The organism is Salinispora vitiensis (genome assembly GCF_000378825.1).
GTDB classification, from domain to species: domain Bacteria; phylum Actinomycetota; class Actinomycetes; order Mycobacteriales; family Micromonosporaceae; genus Micromonospora; species Micromonospora vitiensis.
In genome coordinates this window covers 60603-78320 of sequence record NZ_KB900389.1, presented here as the reverse complement: position 1 = coordinate 78320, position 17718 = coordinate 60603, and the positions used below count along the sequence as shown (strand labels likewise).

At 68.0% G+C, this 17718-nt stretch carries 21 protein-coding genes and 1 pseudogene; 19 read left to right on the top strand and 3 right to left on the bottom strand.

Features of this window, described 5'->3' with window-relative positions; all coding sequences use genetic code 11:
- From SALPAC2_RS25520 to SALPAC2_RS0124135, 6 genes and pseudogenes are all read left to right on the top strand, one after another.
- A pseudogene (locus SALPAC2_RS25520) lies at positions 1–844 on the top strand (hypothetical protein); the annotation flags it as partial.
- A gap of 518 nt (positions 845–1362) precedes the next feature.
- Positions 1363–2196: a P22 phage major capsid protein family protein gene (locus SALPAC2_RS0124155; protein ID WP_026185106.1), complete on the top strand. Its 834-nt coding sequence runs from the start codon at positions 1363–1365 to the stop codon at positions 2194–2196.
- Between the two features lie 103 nt (positions 2197–2299).
- Complete coding sequence (locus tag SALPAC2_RS0124150; RefSeq protein WP_018219200.1) at positions 2300–2671, top strand: hypothetical protein; 372 nt, start codon at positions 2300–2302, stop codon at positions 2669–2671.
- On the top strand, positions 2671–3030 hold the full coding sequence (locus SALPAC2_RS0124145) for a hypothetical protein (RefSeq protein ID WP_018219199.1): 360 nt from the start codon (positions 2671–2673) through the stop codon (positions 3028–3030). The genes SALPAC2_RS0124150 and SALPAC2_RS0124145 overlap by 1 nt, the downstream gene beginning before the upstream one ends.
- 141 nt (positions 3031–3171) lie before the next feature.
- Positions 3172–3861, top strand: coding sequence for a hypothetical protein (locus tag SALPAC2_RS0124140; RefSeq protein WP_018219198.1), 690 nt, complete (start codon positions 3172–3174; stop codon positions 3859–3861).
- Between the two features lie 9 nt (positions 3862–3870).
- A complete protein-coding gene (locus SALPAC2_RS0124135) occupies positions 3871–4197 on the top strand; it encodes a hypothetical protein (protein WP_223874180.1) in 327 nt (108 codons plus the stop codon).
- 301 nt (positions 4198–4498) lie between these two features.
- Here SALPAC2_RS0124135 and SALPAC2_RS0124125 read toward each other — a convergent pair whose 3' ends face one another.
- Entirely contained in the window at positions 4499–5182 is a 684-nt protein-coding gene (locus tag SALPAC2_RS0124125) for a hypothetical protein (RefSeq protein WP_018219195.1), read from the bottom strand.
- A gap of 72 nt (positions 5183–5254) precedes the next feature.
- On the opposite strand from SALPAC2_RS0124125, the gene SALPAC2_RS0124120 reads away from it, so the two are divergent.
- From SALPAC2_RS0124120 to SALPAC2_RS0124060, 13 genes are all read left to right on the top strand, one after another.
- Positions 5255–5434, top strand: coding sequence for a hypothetical protein (locus SALPAC2_RS0124120; protein WP_018219194.1), 180 nt, complete (start codon positions 5255–5257; stop codon positions 5432–5434).
- 16 nt (positions 5435–5450) lie between these two features.
- Positions 5451–5810: a hypothetical protein gene (locus SALPAC2_RS0124115; protein ID WP_018219193.1), complete on the top strand. Its 360-nt coding sequence runs from the start codon at positions 5451–5453 to the stop codon at positions 5808–5810.
- Positions 5810–6232 (top strand): minor capsid protein, encoded by a 423-nt coding sequence (locus SALPAC2_RS0124110; RefSeq protein ID WP_018219192.1) that lies wholly within the window; start codon positions 5810–5812, stop codon positions 6230–6232. The genes SALPAC2_RS0124115 and SALPAC2_RS0124110 overlap by 1 nt, the downstream gene beginning before the upstream one ends.
- A 21-nt stretch (positions 6233–6253) precedes the next feature.
- Positions 6254–6709 (top strand): phage tail tube protein, encoded by a 456-nt coding sequence (locus SALPAC2_RS0124105; protein WP_018219191.1) that lies wholly within the window; start codon positions 6254–6256, stop codon positions 6707–6709.
- A gap of 2 nt (positions 6710–6711) precedes the next feature.
- Positions 6712–7260 (top strand): hypothetical protein, encoded by a 549-nt coding sequence (locus SALPAC2_RS0124100; RefSeq protein ID WP_018219190.1) that lies wholly within the window; start codon positions 6712–6714, stop codon positions 7258–7260.
- Between the two features lie 17 nt (positions 7261–7277).
- Positions 7278–7466, top strand: a complete 189-nt coding sequence (locus tag SALPAC2_RS0124095; protein WP_026185102.1) for a hypothetical protein — start codon at positions 7278–7280, stop codon at positions 7464–7466.
- Positions 7467–7528: 62 nt separating this feature from the next.
- Positions 7529–9793, top strand: coding sequence for a phage tail protein (locus tag SALPAC2_RS0124090; RefSeq protein ID WP_018219188.1), 2265 nt, complete (start codon positions 7529–7531; stop codon positions 9791–9793).
- Positions 9794–10750 carry a phage tail family protein gene (locus SALPAC2_RS0124085; protein WP_223874181.1) on the top strand — a complete coding sequence of 319 codons (957 nt, stop codon included), beginning with the start codon at positions 9794–9796 and terminating at the stop codon, positions 10748–10750.
- Positions 10750–11907 carry a Gp37-like protein gene (locus SALPAC2_RS0124080; protein WP_018219186.1) on the top strand — a complete coding sequence of 386 codons (1158 nt, stop codon included), beginning with the start codon at positions 10750–10752 and terminating at the stop codon, positions 11905–11907. The genes SALPAC2_RS0124085 and SALPAC2_RS0124080 overlap by 1 nt, the downstream gene beginning before the upstream one ends.
- Positions 11907–12881 carry a hypothetical protein gene (locus SALPAC2_RS0124075; RefSeq protein WP_018219185.1) on the top strand — a complete coding sequence of 325 codons (975 nt, stop codon included), beginning with the start codon at positions 11907–11909 and terminating at the stop codon, positions 12879–12881. Before SALPAC2_RS0124080 ends, SALPAC2_RS0124075 begins: the two co-directional genes overlap by 1 nt.
- Before the next feature lie 46 nt (positions 12882–12927).
- Complete coding sequence (locus SALPAC2_RS0124070) at positions 12928–13620, top strand: hypothetical protein (protein ID WP_018219184.1); 693 nt, start codon at positions 12928–12930, stop codon at positions 13618–13620.
- The gene (locus SALPAC2_RS0124065; RefSeq protein WP_018219183.1) at positions 13617–15524 is read left to right on the top strand and encodes an alkaline phosphatase D family protein; all 1908 of its coding nucleotides are present in this window, start codon (positions 13617–13619) and stop codon (positions 15522–15524) included. The genes SALPAC2_RS0124070 and SALPAC2_RS0124065 overlap by 4 nt, the downstream gene beginning before the upstream one ends.
- Positions 15525–15614: 90 nt before the next feature.
- Positions 15615–16439, top strand: a complete 825-nt coding sequence (locus SALPAC2_RS0124060) for a peptidoglycan-binding domain-containing protein (RefSeq protein WP_018219182.1) — start codon at positions 15615–15617, stop codon at positions 16437–16439.
- 54 nt (positions 16440–16493) lie between these two features.
- Here SALPAC2_RS0124060 and SALPAC2_RS0124055 read toward each other — a convergent pair whose 3' ends face one another.
- Positions 16494–16697 (bottom strand): hypothetical protein, encoded by a 204-nt coding sequence (locus tag SALPAC2_RS0124055; protein WP_018219181.1) that lies wholly within the window; start codon positions 16695–16697, stop codon positions 16494–16496.
- Positions 16698–16848: 151 nt separating this feature from the next.
- Positions 16849–17586 carry a DUF2786 domain-containing protein gene (locus SALPAC2_RS25385; protein WP_018219180.1) on the bottom strand — a complete coding sequence of 246 codons (738 nt, stop codon included), beginning with the start codon at positions 17584–17586 and terminating at the stop codon, positions 16849–16851.
- Positions 17587–17718 lie beyond the last annotated feature (132 nt).

Sequence of the window (17718 nt, the reverse complement as noted above, 5' to 3'; positions counted from 1 at the left end):
GGCCACGGAAATGTCTGTGCCGACTGAACCGGCAGCGCCGGCTACGGCCACCACCGCGCCTGGACCCGCCGCCACCGGCGGTGAGACCGACGCGCCGACGACCGGCCCGGCTACTGCCGTTTCGGCCGAGAGCACCAACGCGCCCGCTCAAGACGCGACTGATGCCGCCCCGGCCACGCCGTCTGTCACCTCACCGGCGAGTACCGCCGCCGCCCCGGCAGAGCCGGCCGCGTCGGAACCGGCCGGCAAAGCGCCCACGATCCAGGGCGAGTTCGACCCAGCGCGGGCTAGCAAAACGATCGCCAACCTGCGGGGCCGCGAGACGCGGCTGCAACAGGAGCTGGCGGAGCAGAAGGCCACGTATGACGAATTCACCAAGGGCCTGGCGAAGCTGATCGGGCTTGGCGAGGAAGAGCCGCCGGACCCGGCGATGCTCACGCAGCAGCTCACCGCCTCGCAGAGCGAGACGAAGCAGGCCCGCGTGGAGCTGGCGGTGTGGCGGATGTCCGGTGAACTCGGGGCCGACCCAGACGCCGTACTGGACTCGAGGGCTTTCGGTGACGCGGTGGGCCGGCTTGACCCGTCGGCGGCCGACTTCGCCGAACAGGTCCAGGCCGCGCTTGCCGCTGCGGTCGAGGCCAATCCCCGGCTGAGGGCACTGCCCGCCGCACCGGCGACGCCGGCCGCGGGCGCTGCTGGTGACGCCGGTGCGGGTTCGCCGGCCGCCGGGGTGTCCGGCGCTGCGATCACCGCTGCGACCGAGGGCGGTCCGATCACGGCCGCCCAGCTTCAGCAGGCGCACGAACGCGGAGACAGTCCGTTGAACGCGGAGACAGTCCGTTGATCGCCAGATGGCACGCCGAAGGGCGGCTAGCCCACCTGCTGTAGAGGGGCCCGTCAAGACCGTCCCCTTTTGTGGCCGGAAGCCGGACGCTGTAAAGTATCCTATCTTCGGGTGATTCCAGTATGCGTCGGCGTTGCGCCCGGCGCCGTCGCTTACGTGAGTGGCAGCTCCGTAAGCGACGCGATGCAACGAAGGGCTCGACCACCAGGTTGGGCCCTTCACTATTGGTCAGTGCCTCAAGGGCAGGGCAGCACGCCTTCCGCGCGGCCGTCTCGATCAACTCCTCGCCCACAGATACGAGCTGATCCGTATCAGCGACTCCCCGTAGGAGTGCCATAGCACCGCCGGGGGGGGGCGAGGGCACCAGCGCGCCCACTCTGGACTATCGGGCGTTCGCTGACGTGGTGGCGCGGCTTCACCACCGCTAGCCCACCTGCTGTAGGCCCGGCACACCCGGTTGCCCCGGGGGTTGCGGGCACCTATCCAAATCCACATTCCGTAAGCCACACGGGGGAACGATGGCAATTAATAGGTTCCGGCCGGAAATCTGGTCGGCGCTGCTCATGGAGAGCTACAAGAAGGTCCTGGTCTACGCCAACCTGTGCAACCGCGACTATGAGGGTGAGATCCGCGCCGCCGGTGACACGGTGCGGGTGACCTCGATCAGCCGCCCAACGATCAGCACCTACACGCGCAACGCGGACATCAGCTACGACGAGCTGACCGACGCGCAGCGGACCCTGTCAATCGATCAAGAGAAGTACTGGGCGTTCACGGTTGACGATGTTGACCAGGCGCAGGCGCGGGGTAACGTCGTCCCGGAGGCCATGTCCGAGGCCGCCTACGGGCTCACTGACGTGGTGGATCAGTACGTCGCCGGTCTGTACACCGGTGTTGCCGCGAGCAACGCGATCGGCACCATGACGGTCACTGACGGCGACCAGGCGTACACCGGGCTGCGGCTGCTGGCGCTCAAGTTGGACGAGGCCAACGTGCCCAAACAGGGCCGCTGGGCTGTGGTCCCGTCGTGGTATCACTCGCTGCTGCTGGACAACAACAAGTTCGTAGACATGTCTGCCTCCGGCACGTCCGAGCCGCTACTCAACGGGCTAGTCGGCCGGGCGCTGGGCATGACCATCCACGCGTCGAACAACGCGCCGTTGATCAGCGGCGACGACTACGGCTGTATGGCGGGGACCCGTGGCGCGATCACGATGGCCGAGCAGGTCACGCAGACCGAGGCGATGCGCTCGGAGCTGCGGTTCGGTGACCGGGTGCGTGGTCTGCTCGTGTACGGGGCGAAGTTGATGCGTCCCGATGGCATCGCCACGCTGGTGGCGTCGCAGTCCTGACCCATCTGACGGCCGGGCCCGGCCGCGCGCGTTCGTGCGCCGGGCCCGCCGCCCCCCTTTTCCGGCCCCCGCACGTGGGGTCACGCGTTCACGAGGGAGAGACATGCCGCGCACTGCCCTGGCATACAGCAACCTGCACGCCAACAGTTCGATAGCCGAGCCGGCCGGTACGCCGGTCAACCCTGGTGCCAACAACGGTCACCTCATTGTCGACGCCGTCCCGGAGCGCACCGTCCTGCGAGTCAGCAACAGCGCGGGCGAGGCGAAGGACGTCACTGTCAAGGCCGGTGACTATCCGCCGGCGATGGCCGCCGGTCAGGGCGACCTCGTGGTGACCGTCGCCGACGGCGCGACGGTGCTGATCGGCCCCTTCGAGTCCGGTCGGTTCATCAGCTCCGGCGGTGAGCTGCACGTCGACATTCAGGCGGCCATGACTGGTGAGATCACCGCGTTTCAGGTGCCCAAGGCCACGTGATGCAGCAGACGGGCCACTTCAAGGGTGAGGGGGGCGTCATCTGGGAGATGGCGCTGCCCCTGCCCGAAACGCAAGCCGACAAGGTCACCAAGGGGTATCTGCGCCGTGTCAACGCCGACGGCAGCCCGTACACGCCGCCGCCGGCTGATGGGCAGCCCGAGTCGTCCGGGCAACGTCCGGCCGTGCTGCCCGGCGGCGAGTGGGAGTCGCTGCCGGATAGGGGCGCGCTCAAGGCGGAGTGGGTCGGGTGGGTGGTGCGCAACCTTGGCACGGCTCCGGATGACGTCGAGGCGATGACCAAGCACGACCTCATCGACCTCGCTACCCGCACCGTCACCGCACGCGCGCCGGCCGACTGACCGCGTGCGTCGACACTGCGCCGGGTCACGGTGTGACCTGGCGTTGATCTCCCGGCCGGGGGTGACGGGGGGAGCCCGTTTGCCCGCGCCCCGCCTGAACCCTCGGCCGGGGTGCATACCCTTCGCTGTTGCAGGAGGCCCATGGTGACGATCTACGAGGGTGAGACGGTCACGCCCGTGCTGACGCTCACCGACGGCGGGGTCGGCGCGGATACGGCGGTGACTGTGACCGTGACCGGCCCAGACGGTGTGGCTGGTGCGCCGATCGGGTGTGTGGCCTCCGACGGAGGGCAGACCCACACCGCGGCGGCGACGGTGACCTTCGGGCAGCCCGGACAGTGGGTGTACGCCTGGTCGATCACCGGCACCGGCGCGGGCAGCAGCTACGACACGGTGGCGGTGGCGCCCGCGCCGATGACGTCGCCGGCCGACGGCCGGGTGTATGCGGACAGCGCGGACTACGCCCGGTGGATCAGCGCGGCACCTCCGGCGGGGGTGGGGCGGGCCTTGTGGGTCGCGTCGCGGCGCGTTGACGAGCTGCTGACCACCGCCATGTACGACACCGACGACGACGGCTACCCGGTCGACGCCGGGCATCGGCAGGCCATGCGGTGGGCCGCGTGCGCCCAGGCGGACTACATGCGGGCTATCGGTGACCCGTACGGGCGCGGCGCGCTCGGCACGCTGTCGTCGGTGTCGATCGGCTCTGTGTCGGTGGGGCGGGCGGTGACTGCTTCGGGCACGACCGCGCCGCCGCGCTACAGCCACGACGCCCGGGAGTTTCTGTTTCAGGCCGGGCTGCTCAACCAGGGCCCTGTGACCGGGTGGTGAAGCGTGGACGTGACGGATCTACTGGACATGCACGGTGCCGGGTTCGGTGTGGTCATCGAGGCGTACCGGGGTAAGGACGCCGGCGGCGGTAACGTCTACGGGCCGCCGGTCGAGGTGGCCCCGGTGTGGGTGGATGAGCGCCACCGGGTCCTGCGTGCGGCCACGGGCGAGACGGTGACCGTCACTGCGACCGTGTACGCGGCCGTGGCCACCGACTGTCCCGTCGATTCGCGCGTGACGTTGCCCTCGGGGCAACAGATCGTGGCGTTGAGTGTTGCCCGCCGCGAGGGGGGCGGGTTCGACGTGCCGGAGCACGTGGAGATCGCCGGGAACTGACGCACCGGGTGCGGCTACGTGTCGGTGGTCGTGGGACGGCCACCGACGCCGGGGCGGGGGCGGCCCGCGTGCCAGGTGATGATCCTGATCGGACGCCACATGCGGGTACGCCCGATCGTCTTGTCAGGTTGCGGCATCTGTTTGCGTTTGCGGTAGTTCGTCACAGCGGACACTGAGATGCCGAGGTATCGGGCTACGTCGGTGGTAGTCCACCACTCCGCGTTCGGATCAGGGGCAGCGCTCACGGCCGCTCATCCTCGCATCACGCGGATGGTGTGTTGCCATTCCCGGACGGGGCGGGTCACAGCAGTGCCGGGTCTAGGTGCTGGGAGAGGGAGTACAGCAGCTTGTAGCAGGTGTAGGAGTTCTCGTCGGCCGCCGGTCCTGGTTGCAGCCGGTCATCGGCTATTTCGGCCCAGCCGTGCACGCCGTGGTGTTCATCAGCATGTTGGGACACGATGTCGGCCAGCGTTTCGGCGACCTCGGTGTATCGGTGCGGGTCGCTCACCCACCGGCGGATGATCTCCGCCATGGTCTGCTGCGCGGCAGGGTCAACGCGTGCGTTGGGGCCGGCGGCGCGCGTCTGCGTCACGTTGCCGCCGAGCCGGGGCCGGTTGAGGGTGGCACCGAACCAGATGACCTCCTGCAACGCGGCCGACTCCCAACTGCCCGGTCTTCCGGCGATCATCGTCTGCATCGACGCTTGACCGCCCAGGGACTCGCGGAGTTCGTGACACACCAGGTCGAGCGCGGACGCCAGGGATGCGACGGCTCTACGGCCGGCACGGCGCAACGCCTCCTGTAGGAGTTGGTGGTCTTGCTCGGTGACCGGCAGCACGGGCCGCACCGTGTGTTCGGCGTGCAGCGCGTCGAGTGAGCGATGCCGGCTGTGGGTGCGGTCGGTGTACTCGCCCCCGGTGGTGAGCATCCATGCCTCGCCGTGTTCAGTGACCAGCCGGTACGGCCTGTCGTCCGCCGTTGTCAACAGGGGCTCCTCTCACCGAACCACACGTCCCGCCGTGGCGGGGTAGCCAACACCATAGCGAGGAGGCCGATCGTGCCGCTCTGGACGCACGAGCACGGCGAGCGTAAGCGCACCGTGCCCGGGACCTACGAAGACCGGCGGGTTACCGCCGACGATCAGTGGACGCTCGTGCCGCCGGCAGGCCAGCAACGTGCGCCGGAGCCGACGTCGGCCGCCGCGCGCCGCCGTGCCCCCTCCGGCTCCAACCAGTGAGACGAAGGGGGAAATCGTGGGGGTGCGGATCAAGACCACCGTCAGCACGAAGGGCGTGGCCGTGGCGCGGCGGCGGGAGCAGGCCGGCGCGGTGAGGGGCCTACACGCTGCCGCCGAGTATGTGTTGAGCCAGGCACAGGCGGTTACGCCCCTTCAGGAGGGGGTGCTGGTCGCCTCAGGAGCCACGGACGTGGATGCGTCCGCGCTCGAGGGCACGGTCAGCTTCGACACGGTGTACGCCGCCCGCCAGCACGAGGAGGTCACGTGGCGGCATGACCCGGGCCGGCAGGCCAAGTATCTGGAGCAGCCGCACGCCGCGTCGCGGACGGCGGTACGCGACATCATCGCTGCGGCCGTGCGGCGGGAGTTGCGCTGATGGCGGGCTTTGTCGGCGGGGTGGCTCACCTCCTGGACGCCGCCGGGGTGGGCACCTACGTCCCGAGTGGGGTGCCCGGCAAGGTGTGGCCGATCTACCTGGAGCATCAGCCTCCGCAGCCGGGGCAGTGCATCACCGTCTACGGGACGGGGGGCGCTGCCTCACCCGCCGGTGCGCCTCACTGGTCGGAGCCCACGTTCACGGTGCGGGTGCGGGGTAGCGGCGATTCGCGGCTGTCTCGGGTGAAGTGCCGTGAGGTGGTCGCGGCGTTGCACGGCTTGGCCTATGTGGAGCTGCCCGACGGGATTTTCGTCGTGGACTGCCAGTGCCAGCAGTCGGAGCCGGTGCATGTGGGCCCGGACGCGAACGGCTTGCACGTGCACACCGCGGCGTTCCGGGCATCCATCGAACACCCGTTCTGAGAACTCTTTGGGGGATGAGTAATGGCCACGCGCCAGATCAACGCGAGGGACCTGATTTTTGAGGTCTCGGACATGGACGCCGTGCCGACGTGGACGGGTGTCGGCGGGCTCCTGTCGGGCACCGTGTCCTACAACGAAAACGAGGAGTTCGCCGACACCACAGTGTGGGACTCCGAGGGCTACTACGGCCAAGAGAAGATGCAGCTCGGCGCGTCCCTCAGCTTGGAGGGGCGGTTCCTGCAAGATCCGGCCACGGGGGTGCGGGACCCGGGGCAGGAACTGGTGGAGGCCCACGCGGTGCTGCTGGGCTACGACAGTCAGATCGATGTCCGGTTCCGGTACCCGGGGTCCACGACGTGGAAGGTGTGGAAGGCCACCGTCTCTGTTGGTGAGCAGGGCGGCGGACTCAACGACAAGGCGTCGTGGAACGCGGAGTTTGTGCGCTGCGGAGCGCCGAGCACCGAGGCGGTGGTGTGAGCATGACGCCCCACCCACATGCCGACAGCGTCGCGGAGCTCGACGCCTCGTTCTATGACAGCGTCCCGGACGGGGAAACCACCACCGACCACGACTTCGACGCGTGGTGGTCACAGCGGGTGGCCAGCCGGCCTACCACGCAGATCCTGGGTGTGGCGGTGCCGATCCCCACGCAGGTACCAGCGGAGATCATGCTTCGGCCCGGCAAGGCGTTGGACCTGTCCAGCGATGACGCCGATGAGATTCAACGGTTGCTGGTGCTGATGCTGGACCTGGCCGGGGTCGACGGGCAGGTCACCTTGGATGGGTGGCTCTCCGACGGGCTCGGCTCCGAACAACTGTTGATCATCTTCACGTGGGCGTTGATCAACGGGATGCGTCCGCCGGGTAAACCGGCGGTGAGTTTCGCCCGGGTCGCGGGGATGGTGGAGGACACGCAGCCGGGAAAAGCCCCCGAGCCGGTCAACCGGACCGGCCGACGCGCCGCCTCGCGGACGGCGGGTACGTCGAAGCCGGCGACGAGGACGCGCCGGACGGGTGGACGCAGGTAAGAGGCCACTGGTTGCAGGTGGTCGGGGATCTACGCCGTGAGTACGGGTACACCCGCGCCGACATCGCCGCGCTGGGGCATCAGGATCTGGCCGAGGACATCGCCGGGTTGAGTCCACAGTCGGCGTTCGCCAGCGTCGTGGGTGACTCGAGACGCAGCCTGAGTACCCCCACCGAGGCGCAGCAATTCATTGATCAATTCCTGTGACCGCCGCCCCCCCTTTTCGAGGCGCGGGGGGCACGGGCCGCCCGGCGGGAAGGGGGTGACAGGTGGCGCTCAAAGTCGGTGACCTCTACGCCAAGGTCGGCGTCGATGACCGCAACTTCCAGCGGGGCATGGCCAGGATGCGGGCCAGTCTGATATCCACGGCGAAACTGGCGGCCAAAACCGCCGCGTGGAGCCTGCTCGGCGTCGCCCTGGCGAACACGGCGGTGAGCGTCTTCGCGCTGGTGGGGGCGTTGGCCCCGATGGTTGGCCTGGTGGGGGCGCTGCCGGCGGTGCTCGGCGCGGCGGCTGTCGCCGCCGTAGCGCTGAAAGTGGGCACATCCACTCTGACCGAGGCGTTGGGCGGCAGCGAGGAGGCCCTGGCGAAGCTGACGCCGGCCGCCCGCGCTGTCCACGACGAGATCAAGGCGCAGGCCGACGGCTGGGACGCCGTGCGGCGGTCGGTGGAGGGCGGCATCTTCAGCCGCGTGCAGGGGCAGATCTCTGCTCTGGCCGGGGTGTATCTGCCGCTGTTAGAGACCAAACTTGGCAAGATCGGTGAGGCGTGGGGGTCGGCGTTCGCGAACGCGGCTGCCGCGGCCCGCTCTCAGGTCGTGGTCGCTGGTGTCACTCGGCTGTTGGATGCCACGCGCACGGCGCTGGTCCACATCGGTGACGCCTTCGGTCCGCTGGTCACCGGGTTCGGTGCCGCGTTCGGCGCGACAGCGCCCCTGGTGGAACGCCTCGGGGCTGCCATCGGTCGGGTCATGGACACGTTCGGTGAGTGGCTGGCGGAGGTGTCCAAGTCCGGGCAGCTCATGGACTGGGTGAACGACGGCCTGGCCGCGTTGCAGCAGTTGATGGCGGTGCTACGCGCCGTCGGCGGGATCTTCGGCGCGGTCATCAAGGCCGCTACGAGCGTGTCGGGTGGGCTGCTGGACACGCTCGGGCAGGTGCTGGGGCAGGTCGACCGTTTCCTGAACTCCGCCGAGGGCTTGAAAATCCTGGAGACGATTTTCGGCACGATCAAGGAGACGGTGTCGAAGATCGCCCCGGCGCTTGGCCCGGTGCTGTCCGCGCTCGGCGCGGTGGTCGCGGCGGTCGCGCCCCTGCTGCCCCTGCTCGGTGAGCTGGTGGCGGTCCTGGCCACCGGGCTAGCCGGTGCCGTGCAGGCACTGATCCCGGGCCTGACCATGATCGTTGAGGCGTTGGTGTCCGGGCTGGGTCCGATCCTGCCCCTGCTGGCGGAACACTTCGCGGCGATGACGCCGCTGGTTAGTCAGCTCGGCGGCCTGCTGGGGGAGCTGCTGAGTACGGCGGTCACGACGCTGCTGGACGCGGCGGCGCAGCTACTCCCGGTGCTGTCGCAGATCGTACAAGTGTTGTACTCGGGTTTGATCACGGCGTTGGACGCGCTGCTACCGCTGTTTCTGGAGCTGCTGCCGCTGTTTGCGCAGATGGGCGCTGAACTGCTGCCGCAGCTAGTTCCGCTGGTGGCGGCGCTGGTAGATGTCCTGCTGGCGTTGTTGCCCGTGCTGATACCCCTGATAGAGCTACTGGTCACGCTCCAGGCTCGACTCTGGGAGGTGCAGGCGACGCTGGCTGGGGTGGTCATCCCGGTGCTGACTGTGCTCATCCAGTGGATAGCGAAGGCAGTGAATTGGGTGTCCACGCTTGCAGGGGCATTCATCCGGTTTTTGCACACCGCCAAGGGGTGGGCGAGTCTAGGCCCGTTCGTCTCTGGTCTGTGGAGTCATATCGTCGGGGTGTTCCGTGGCGGCGTCAACGCCGCCGTCCAGGTCGCGTCCACGATCGTCAGCAGGGTGCTAAGCCCGATTAAATCGCTGGTGAGCAAGGTACGCGGCGTGGGCAGCTCGTTTGTCAGCGCGGCCCGCAGCATCGGCACCCAAATCATCAACGGCATGATCTCGGGCATCAAAGGCTCCGTCGGACGGGCCATCAGCACAGTGAAGGGCGCTGTCGGCGGGATCATCCGAGGCGCGAAGGGCGCACTCGGCATCTCCTCGCCGTCCAAGGTGGCCGCGCGTGAGGTCGGCCGGTGGGTGCCGGCGGGTATCGGTGACGGTGTGCGTCAGGCCATGCCCGCGCTGCTGCGTCAGTTCGACGCGATGCGCCCGCAGATGATGGCGCACCTGCAAGTCGCCGGCCCGCAGGCACGACCGGCCACGCCGGCCGCGCAGCCTCCGGTGATCGTGCGTAGCCGGGGGGGCGACACGGTGAACATCACCGGACCCAACGTGACGTTGGCCGATGTCGAGCGCCACCAGCGCCGCCGGGAGGTCCGCGCACGAGTGGGGAGGCCACGCTAGATGCCGATCAGACGGGGTGTCATCGGGACGCCACCGCCGCCCGACCCGACACCGCCCGATACGCCTGCTGTCCGGGATGTGCCTCGCGCGTCCTGGATCGCGCCCGACGGCACCGAGGTGCCGCTAACCAGTCCCGGGCAGACCGGCTACCGGCTGCTGAAAGGGCTACGGGGCCTAGGTGGTGTCCCGGTCACGCTGACCACGGACAAGCTGCCCCGCGGTGGCGTGCGGGTTCGCACGGTGCGCCGTGAGGCTCGCGAGATCGACCTGCCGGTGCGGGTCACGGGCAGCACTCACACCGAGTTCATCGATCGCAAACGCAACCTGCTCGACTGGTTCGGGCAAACTGATGAGCTGGGCGCGGGGACGTTGGTGGTGTGGCGTCCTGACGGCACCCGCCGTCACATCACCTGCTACTGCGCGCATCCAGGTGACACCGACGATGATGGGCGGCTGGCCGAGAATCTGCTGGTCACGCTGTTGTGTGAGCAGCCGTGGTGGTACGGGCCCGATGAGGTTTCCGACGAGGCGTTGGAACTGGCCGACAACGGTTCCTACCTGGCCAGGTTTCCCAACGTGTCGCTGTCGAAGACTCTGGGCACCGGGGACCTGGACATTTTCAACCCGGGCCAGTTGGCCGCTTACCCGGTGTGGACGATCACCGGGCCGTGCGCGTCGGCGACGTTCACCCACGCTGACACCGGCCAGTCCTTCGCGATCGATCCGGACTACGCCGGCGGCGGTCCGCTGCTGCTCAACGACACGATCACTGTTTACACCGACCCGATGGCCATCTACGGGCCTTCCGGTCAGGCGGCCACGGGCGCGGTGAACTGGCCCGGCGCGAACTTGTTCCCGCTGCGACGCGGTCACAACCGGATCATCCTGTCGTTGACCGAGGCCGCCGTGGGCGCGGGCGTGGCGTGGTCGTTCGCGCCTCGCTACCGGAGCGCATGATGACCGACATCCATGAGTATGTGGTGTTGTTGACCGACCGGAACCTTGTGGAGGTTGGCCAGCCGATCACCACGTGGACGAGCATCGAAATCGACCGCAAGCACAACGAGCCGGCCGCCGGGCTCATCACGGTGCCGGCTGGCCCGGCGCTGCTGACTGACCTGTACACCCCGGGGCGACGTGCCGTGGTGCTGCGCGACGGCGAGTACTTCGCCGCAGGGCCGATCGAGCGGCCGGCGGAGCCGTTCGCCTGGACCGCCGACTCCGACGGGCCGGACACTGGCGAGATCACGTTCGCTTTTGGCTCCGACTTGGCGGACATCGTGGCCAGGGTTTCCCTGCCGGACCCGACGCTGCTGCCGGAGGACCCGGCGCAACCGGAGGCATGGACCCGCACCGCGATCGGCGAATCGGTGCTGCGGGACCTGGTGGACGCCAACTGCATCTCCACCTCGGCGGACACGGCCTACCGGAAGGTGCCGTCGCTGGCGCTGGGCGCGACGGCCGGTGTCGGGACGGCGATCACCTACCGCACCCGGTTTGAGCAGATGGGCGACGCGATGCGCCGCGCCGCGCTCGCCGCCGGCGGGCTGGTGTTCGACACGGTGCAGCAGGCCGGGCAGATCCACTTCGTGGTTCGCGCCCCGCTGGACCGCACGTCTGAGGTGCGCTACTCCCGGTCGGTGGGCAACCTGCGGGGCATCCACCTCGAGGGGGAAGCCCCGACGGTATCCGACGCGATCGTCGGCGGCGGCGGGGAGGGCGCGGACCGGCTGATCATCCGCCGCGTCAGCGACGCGGCCCATCAGTGGGGCATCTCAGAGCGGTTCATCGACCAACGGCAAGCCTCGGAGCTGGTGGAGCTGCACCAGGCCGGGGACGAAGCCCTAGCTGAGGGGGCCGAGAAAGCGAAACTCATGGTCGTGGTGGTCGCCGGTTCCGGACAGCCCACGCCCAACATCGGCGACCTTGTCACCGTCGAACTGTGGCCCGGAACGGAGCTGGCCGAGGAGGTCCGCGGCGATCATCTTGAGGTCGACGCGGGCGGTGAGCTGCACACCCTACTCGTCGGCTCCGAGGAGGCCAGCCCTGACCCGGAGTGGATTCACGAGGTCCGACGCATCACCCGTTCCCTAGCCCGCTTGGAGACCATCTGATGGCCCAGACCTCATATCCGTTGCCGCCGGACCGGATCATCACCGACCGCGAATACGAATCGTTGATGCGCCGGTCCCTGGCTGACGGCTGGCAAACCACTCCGGGGGAAGACGTCGGGGAACTGCCGATCTTCTACGCCGATGACACTGGCATGCACATCACGGTTCGTGCCGGCAAGCACGGCCTTCTACGGGGGTTCAAGTGGGAGTCCGGTGACACGGACTCCACCATCGCCATAGCTGCCAACGAGTCCGGGCAGCAACGTGTGGACCTGGTGGTGCTGCGGCTGACCCGCCCGGGCTACTCGGTGGCCCTCGAAATCCGGGCCGGCGTGCCCGGCTCGGGTTCCCCGTGGCCGGTGCAGCAACGCACCGATCCAGGGGTGTACGAAATCCCGCTGGGGCGGGTGACGGTGCCACACGGCACCACCTCGATATCACCATCGCAGGTGGTGTCCATTGCGTGGCAGGTCGATGACGTCGGTGGGGTCCGCGCGTACTCGCTGTACCCGCCGCGTGCCGTGGTGGGCCGCACCTACTGGGAGATTGACACCTCGCGGCTGATGCTGTGCGACGGCTTCAGGTGGCTGCCGCTGCACGAAGACACCGGTTGGGTGAACTGCACCCCGTTTGTTCACGGCCCCTCCGCGAGCGGGTGGCAGACCGCGACGAACGGGTTTGCGCGGGCCCGCCGACTCAACGGCGTTGTCACCGTGCAGATCAGGCTGTACCGCTACGGCAGCGACGTGCCTCACGGGCTCTCTTCGACCTGTTGCTACCTGCCGCCCTCGCCAGCACTGTCCCGCGGGTTCCCGCCCCGAGACCTGATGGTTCTCGCCAGCGGCGTCAACGGCTATGAGGACAGGCCGGCGAGGTTCGAGGTTCATACCGACGGCTCGGTGTCGGTCGGTGTCAACGGCGGCATCCCCGCGGGCCGGGAAGTCGCGGTCACGGTCTCCTACCCGGTCCTCTAACGGGCAACGTCTCGTCTACCCAACACCAGGAAAGAGGGGGCTGCGCATGGCGCGGTACTGGTTCGGCGGTGGGCCTGCCGACTGGACGTTCAACGGGGTGAGCGCCGACGCGGTGCCCGATCTTGCCCAACTTCAGGGCGGACTCGTGTGCACGTTCTACAACGCGGAGGCGGGCGGCACGCAGTACACCGACCTTTTGGACCCAAACGGCCAGCCGACCTTGCAGATCCTCAGCGAGGACGGTAGCGGGCTGCGCTCCAAGGGGCAGATACCGGCGTTTCGGGGGCCCGATGGGGTCACGCAGATGTGGGCCGAGTGTGATGGCGGCCCCAGGGTTTTGATGGTCACCACCGACGCGGCCGACGTGGTGGCGGTGCCGCGCACGATCCTTCCGCCGCTGTCGCAGATCGGTGACGTGACCGTGGGGGCCGGTCGGCACCGGCTGTACAACGACAGCGGCTACAACCTGCTCATCTCCGGCGTTCGGGCGAGCGTCGGTACGCCACCGACCGGCAGCGTGTCGATACGCATCGACGTGAACCGCAACGGCACCACCATCTTTTCGAACCAATCTGCGCGGCCGGCGATCATCGACGGGCAGAGTACGTCCGGATTCGTGACCGCTATCGACGTGGTGACCTGGGACACCGGGGACTATCTCACGGTAGACGTCGACTCGGTCGGGTCCACCACCGCCGGTGCTGACCTGACGGTGCAGGTTGCGGTGGAGAAGGCGTGAGGCTCACCAACAGCTTCGAGACGGGTCTGCCGCCCGGGACGACAGTCACGACCGGTAACTCGGGGGAAGTCGAGGCGGGTAACCCGTTCACGTTGTCCACCGACTCGGCGGCCTCAACGTGCGTGTATTCCGGTGTGGGCGCGCGTGGCCTGCTGTGTATGTCCGTTGGTGTGCAGTCGCCGGCCGGTCCGTCGCGGCGCGGTTGGGCTGTCAACCCGTTGGCGGTGACGAACGCCCAGTATTACCGCCTGTACGTGGACCCGGGCACCATCACCGGCACCCTGTCGGTGCTGCGCGGGATGAACACCGGCAGCACCGGTCAGCGGTTCCGCCTTTCGGTGTCGGCCGACGGCATCGTCACCATGTACAACAAGTCGAACGTCGTGGTCTGGGTCAGCGCTGCGCTTGCCGCCGGCACCTGGTGGCGTGTCGAGGCGTCCGTGGAAGGGTTCGACGCGCGTCCGTGCCAGGTCCAGATCTTCGCGGGTGATGCGATCACGCCGACACAGGACTCCGGGGTGATCACCGGGGATTTCGGTGGGCCCATCACGGAGGTGTGGTTCGGGCAGACCAACGCCGCGTTTGGTGTGGCCGGCGTGTTGGATGATCTCGGCTACTCCGACGAGGGATGGCTTGGGCCCGCGGCGCTCATGCCGACGGTGCTTTTCAGTTGGGCGGGGGCGCTCACCGACCACACCGCAACCGTCACGTACGCGTTGCAGAATGTTTCGTCGGTGAGACTGGCGGTGTCGCAGAGCCCCACTCTCATCTCCCCCGTGCACTCAGCGGACACGGCCGTGGACGCAGACGGGTTCGTCAAGATCACCGTTTCTGGGCTCGACCCGGACACCACGCACTGGTACGGCCTCGAGGCCAACGGGATGCTCCTGGACACCGGGCGGGGACTGTTCACCACCGACCCGACGCCCGGCACCGTCGCAAGTTTTTCGGTCGCGTTCGGTAGCTGCAACCAGACCAACTCCAACGCGGCCACGTTCGCGCAGATCGCCGCCCGGCAGGGACCCTACGGGCTCGCACGGCGGATTTTGCATGAGGGGGACCTGCACTACCGCGATCCTGGCGCGGGGTGGTCGACCGCTGAGGCATTGGCGCAGTACCGCACGTCGATGTCCCAACCGACCATGCAGACCATGACGGCCGCGGTGCCCATGCTCTACGTCTGGGACAACCACGATTGGGGCGGCACCGACAGCGACAGCACCTCTCCCGCCGGCCCGGTGAACGCGGCGGCCTACCGGCAGGTTGTTCCCCACTACCCGCTTGCCACGGCGGGGTCCACGGCCATCTATCAGTCGATGGTCATCGGACGCATCCGGTTCATCGTGCTGGACACGCGTTCGCAGCGCACACCCCGCACCGATCCGGAGAGCGCCAGCAAGACGCTTCTCGGGGCCGAGCAGAAGGGGTGGCTCTACGACCAGCTCCTCCAACCGGAACCCGTCAAGATCATCGTGTCGGGGATCTACTGGCGGCACGACTCCGCAGGCGGCGACCGGTGGGGCAGCTACGCCACCGAATTCCAGGAGATCCGGCAATGGATCGCCGACCGTCCTCAGGTGCAAGCGTTCGTGATCTTCGGTGACCGGCACGCCCTGGCCGCCGACGACGGTTCCTCACCCGGTTGTTACCTGCCGCAGGCCGGAGGCGCCCCCTTAGACCAGGGCTCTACGCAGCAATTCGAGCTGTGGAGTCACGGCTACTGGGCGGGTACGCCGAACACCAACCTGATGGCGTTCGGCTGGTTGGACATCCACGACAGCGGCGCGTCGATCACCATCTCGTACTCCGGTATCTCGGCGTCCGACGGCCAGGTCCGCGTGTCCATGAGCACACCGTTTACGGCCGCTCCGCCGCTCGAGGCTATCTGGGGCTATCCCCTCTAACGTCCTTGACACCAACGTCAAGGCCGCCACCCGACATTGCTGGGGTGAGCGGCCTGATTTCCGTCTGCACCCGACACAGAAGGAGCACGCATGAAGATCATCAGCCGTTCTCAGTGGGGCGCACGTCCAGCCCACAGCGTTCAAAAGGTGGCCGTTTCGGACCGACGCCGGTTCGTGGTCCACTACTCTGCCGCGAGCCCGGACCAAACCCCCAAGGCCATTCAGGCGTACCACATGCACACGCGTGGCTGGGCCGACGTTGGATACAACTTTCTGGTCAATGCCGATGGTGAGATCTTCGAGGGGCGCGGGTGGGACGTTCTGGGCGCGCACGCCTCCGGGTACAACACCGAGTCAATCGGCGTGTGTTTCATCGGCCGGGACCGCGACGCCGGACCGAAAGTCCTGGCCGCGGTGCGATGGCTGTATGACGAGGCGTGCCGGCGCACCGGGCGCACGCTGACGCGCACCGGGCACCGCGACCTCGCCGCGACTGCCTGCCCCGGCGACGAGTTGCACGTGTGGCTACGCGCGGGAATGCCCGTCGACGGGCCCCCGCCGTCGCCGTCGCCGTCTCGGCCGGCACCGGGCCCGGCCGTGCCGTTCCCATTGCCCAGCGGCTACTACTTCGGCCCGAAGGCGGGCGGTGACCGGTCGGTGTCGGGCTACTACCGGCGCACCTTCAAGGGCAAGGCGGACCGCACGTGGCTCGCCCAGTGGGCCGGGCAGCTCGTCCGTCGAGGCTGGCCGGCAGGCAAGGGACAGCGTTATCTGCGCCGGTCCGGCCGCGACGGCATCTATGGCCCGGAGTACCAGGAGTTGATCAAGGCGTTTCAGAAGGATCAGGGTCTGCGCGTGGACGGGCTGTTGGGCGTGCAGACCTGGGACGCCGCCTACCGCAACCCCATCACGTAGCGGTGGGGCGCGGCGGGGACTGCTTCCCCCGCCGCGCACCGGATGACTGGGGGGTCAGAGGATGCGGCGTAGTTTGCTCACCGCGATCTCCACGGGTCCCCGCGAGCTGAGGATTTCCCGGTGTTTCCGGATGGCCACGTGCACTGCGGCCTGCTGTGCGTCGGAGCGCCCGGCAAGCTGGGTTCCCCCGACGATCCTGGTTACCTGGTCGATGGGGCCGCTGCTGTTACTGGCTACGGTGGTGACAACGAATTTCATCTTCGGGTCCTCTCGGCAAGTGGTGGGGCCCGTGTCCGGTGGGTTCCAGCTCCCGCCCGGATGGTGGCCGTACCGCTACTGACAGTTTCCGATATTGCTGGTGTCGCCTCACAGTGCCCCCCGGGGCGGCTACCGCCCCGGGGGCACTGTGCTAGTGACCGAGCGCGTTGCGACTCCCGTCCGAGGTTGTGCGCTGGCCAATGTCCGCGCGCTGCCCGGCCCTTCGGCCCGCCTCCTTGCCGTGGGCGGAGCGCCCACGCACCAAAGTGCGGGAGCGCTTCAATCGCGGGTACATCGCCTTCACCCGCTCGTCCACTGCGGCGGAACGTCGACTTAGCACCGGAACAAGATCCGTTCCGGTGCCCGCAACCGAGTCAGTTGCCTGCTTCTCGATCGCCTCCAGCCGCCCATACACGGCCGCCGCGAAGTAGAAGATGAAGTCGCTTTTCCACTTTCTCAAGTCGGGCCCTTTCAAGCCCTCGGGCTGGCTTCCTGCCATCGCCCCTACACACTGGACCATGAGGGAGGTGAAGAGCATGTCAGCCCGTTCGATGCTGCTGGCCGGTCCGAACAGGTGCATTACGCATTCGGTCCGCACTCGGCCTCGGATCTGGACGTGCTTGATTCCCAGCGGTTCCGCGACACTCACCAGAATCACTATCATGTCCGTCAGGTACTGGCCCTTTAGCGGCATCTTGTGGTCGATGATGGGGTCTGCTTCCGACCCCCCGGCATCTGCGGCCAGAGCCACTTCGATGCCGTGTCGTGCCATCAGTTCCATTGCCTTCGTGGTCATGTTTTCCGCCGCTTCCGGCGGGGTCGCCGGGTCCTGTGCCTGGGCTAAAAGAGCGCGGACCTTGCGCAGGTAGTCTTCGCGACTCAACTTCATGGCCTGCTCGCCCTCCTTGGGGGTTAGGGCGGGGGGGTCAGCTCCCCTCGCTGCAACAGGACCCACATTACCGAGCCAGATAGAAAGATTCAAGGGATATTTAGGCGTTTCTGGTGGGCTGGTTTTGGGGAG

Coding starts and splice junctions, on each gene's coding strand:
- SALPAC2_RS0124155 (WP_026185106.1), top strand. CDS start 1,363: ATGGCAATTAATAGGTTCCGGCCGGAAATCTGGTCGGCGCTGCTCATG.
- SALPAC2_RS0124150 (WP_018219200.1), top strand. CDS start 2,300: ATGCCGCGCACTGCCCTGGCATACAGCAACCTGCACGCCAACAGTTCG.
- SALPAC2_RS0124145 (WP_018219199.1), top strand. CDS start 2,671: ATGCAGCAGACGGGCCACTTCAAGGGTGAGGGGGGCGTCATCTGGGAG.
- SALPAC2_RS0124140 (WP_018219198.1), top strand. CDS start 3,172: ATGGTGACGATCTACGAGGGTGAGACGGTCACGCCCGTGCTGACGCTC.
- SALPAC2_RS0124110 (WP_018219192.1), top strand. CDS start 5,810: ATGGCGGGCTTTGTCGGCGGGGTGGCTCACCTCCTGGACGCCGCCGGG.
- SALPAC2_RS0124105 (WP_018219191.1), top strand. CDS start 6,254: ATGGCCACGCGCCAGATCAACGCGAGGGACCTGATTTTTGAGGTCTCG.
- SALPAC2_RS0124100 (WP_018219190.1), top strand. CDS start 6,712: ATGACGCCCCACCCACATGCCGACAGCGTCGCGGAGCTCGACGCCTCG.
- SALPAC2_RS0124085 (WP_223874181.1), top strand. CDS start 9,794: ATGCCGATCAGACGGGGTGTCATCGGGACGCCACCGCCGCCCGACCCG.
- SALPAC2_RS0124080 (WP_018219186.1), top strand. CDS start 10,750: ATGACCGACATCCATGAGTATGTGGTGTTGTTGACCGACCGGAACCTT.
- SALPAC2_RS0124075 (WP_018219185.1), top strand. CDS start 11,907: ATGGCCCAGACCTCATATCCGTTGCCGCCGGACCGGATCATCACCGAC.
- SALPAC2_RS0124070 (WP_018219184.1), top strand. CDS start 12,928: ATGGCGCGGTACTGGTTCGGCGGTGGGCCTGCCGACTGGACGTTCAAC.
- SALPAC2_RS0124060 (WP_018219182.1), top strand. CDS start 15,615: ATGAAGATCATCAGCCGTTCTCAGTGGGGCGCACGTCCAGCCCACAGC.
- SALPAC2_RS0124055 (WP_018219181.1), bottom strand. CDS start 16,697: ATGAAATTCGTTGTCACCACCGTAGCCAGTAACAGCAGCGGCCCCATC.
- SALPAC2_RS25385 (WP_018219180.1), bottom strand. CDS start 17,586: ATGAAGTTGAGTCGCGAAGACTACCTGCGCAAGGTCCGCGCTCTTTTA.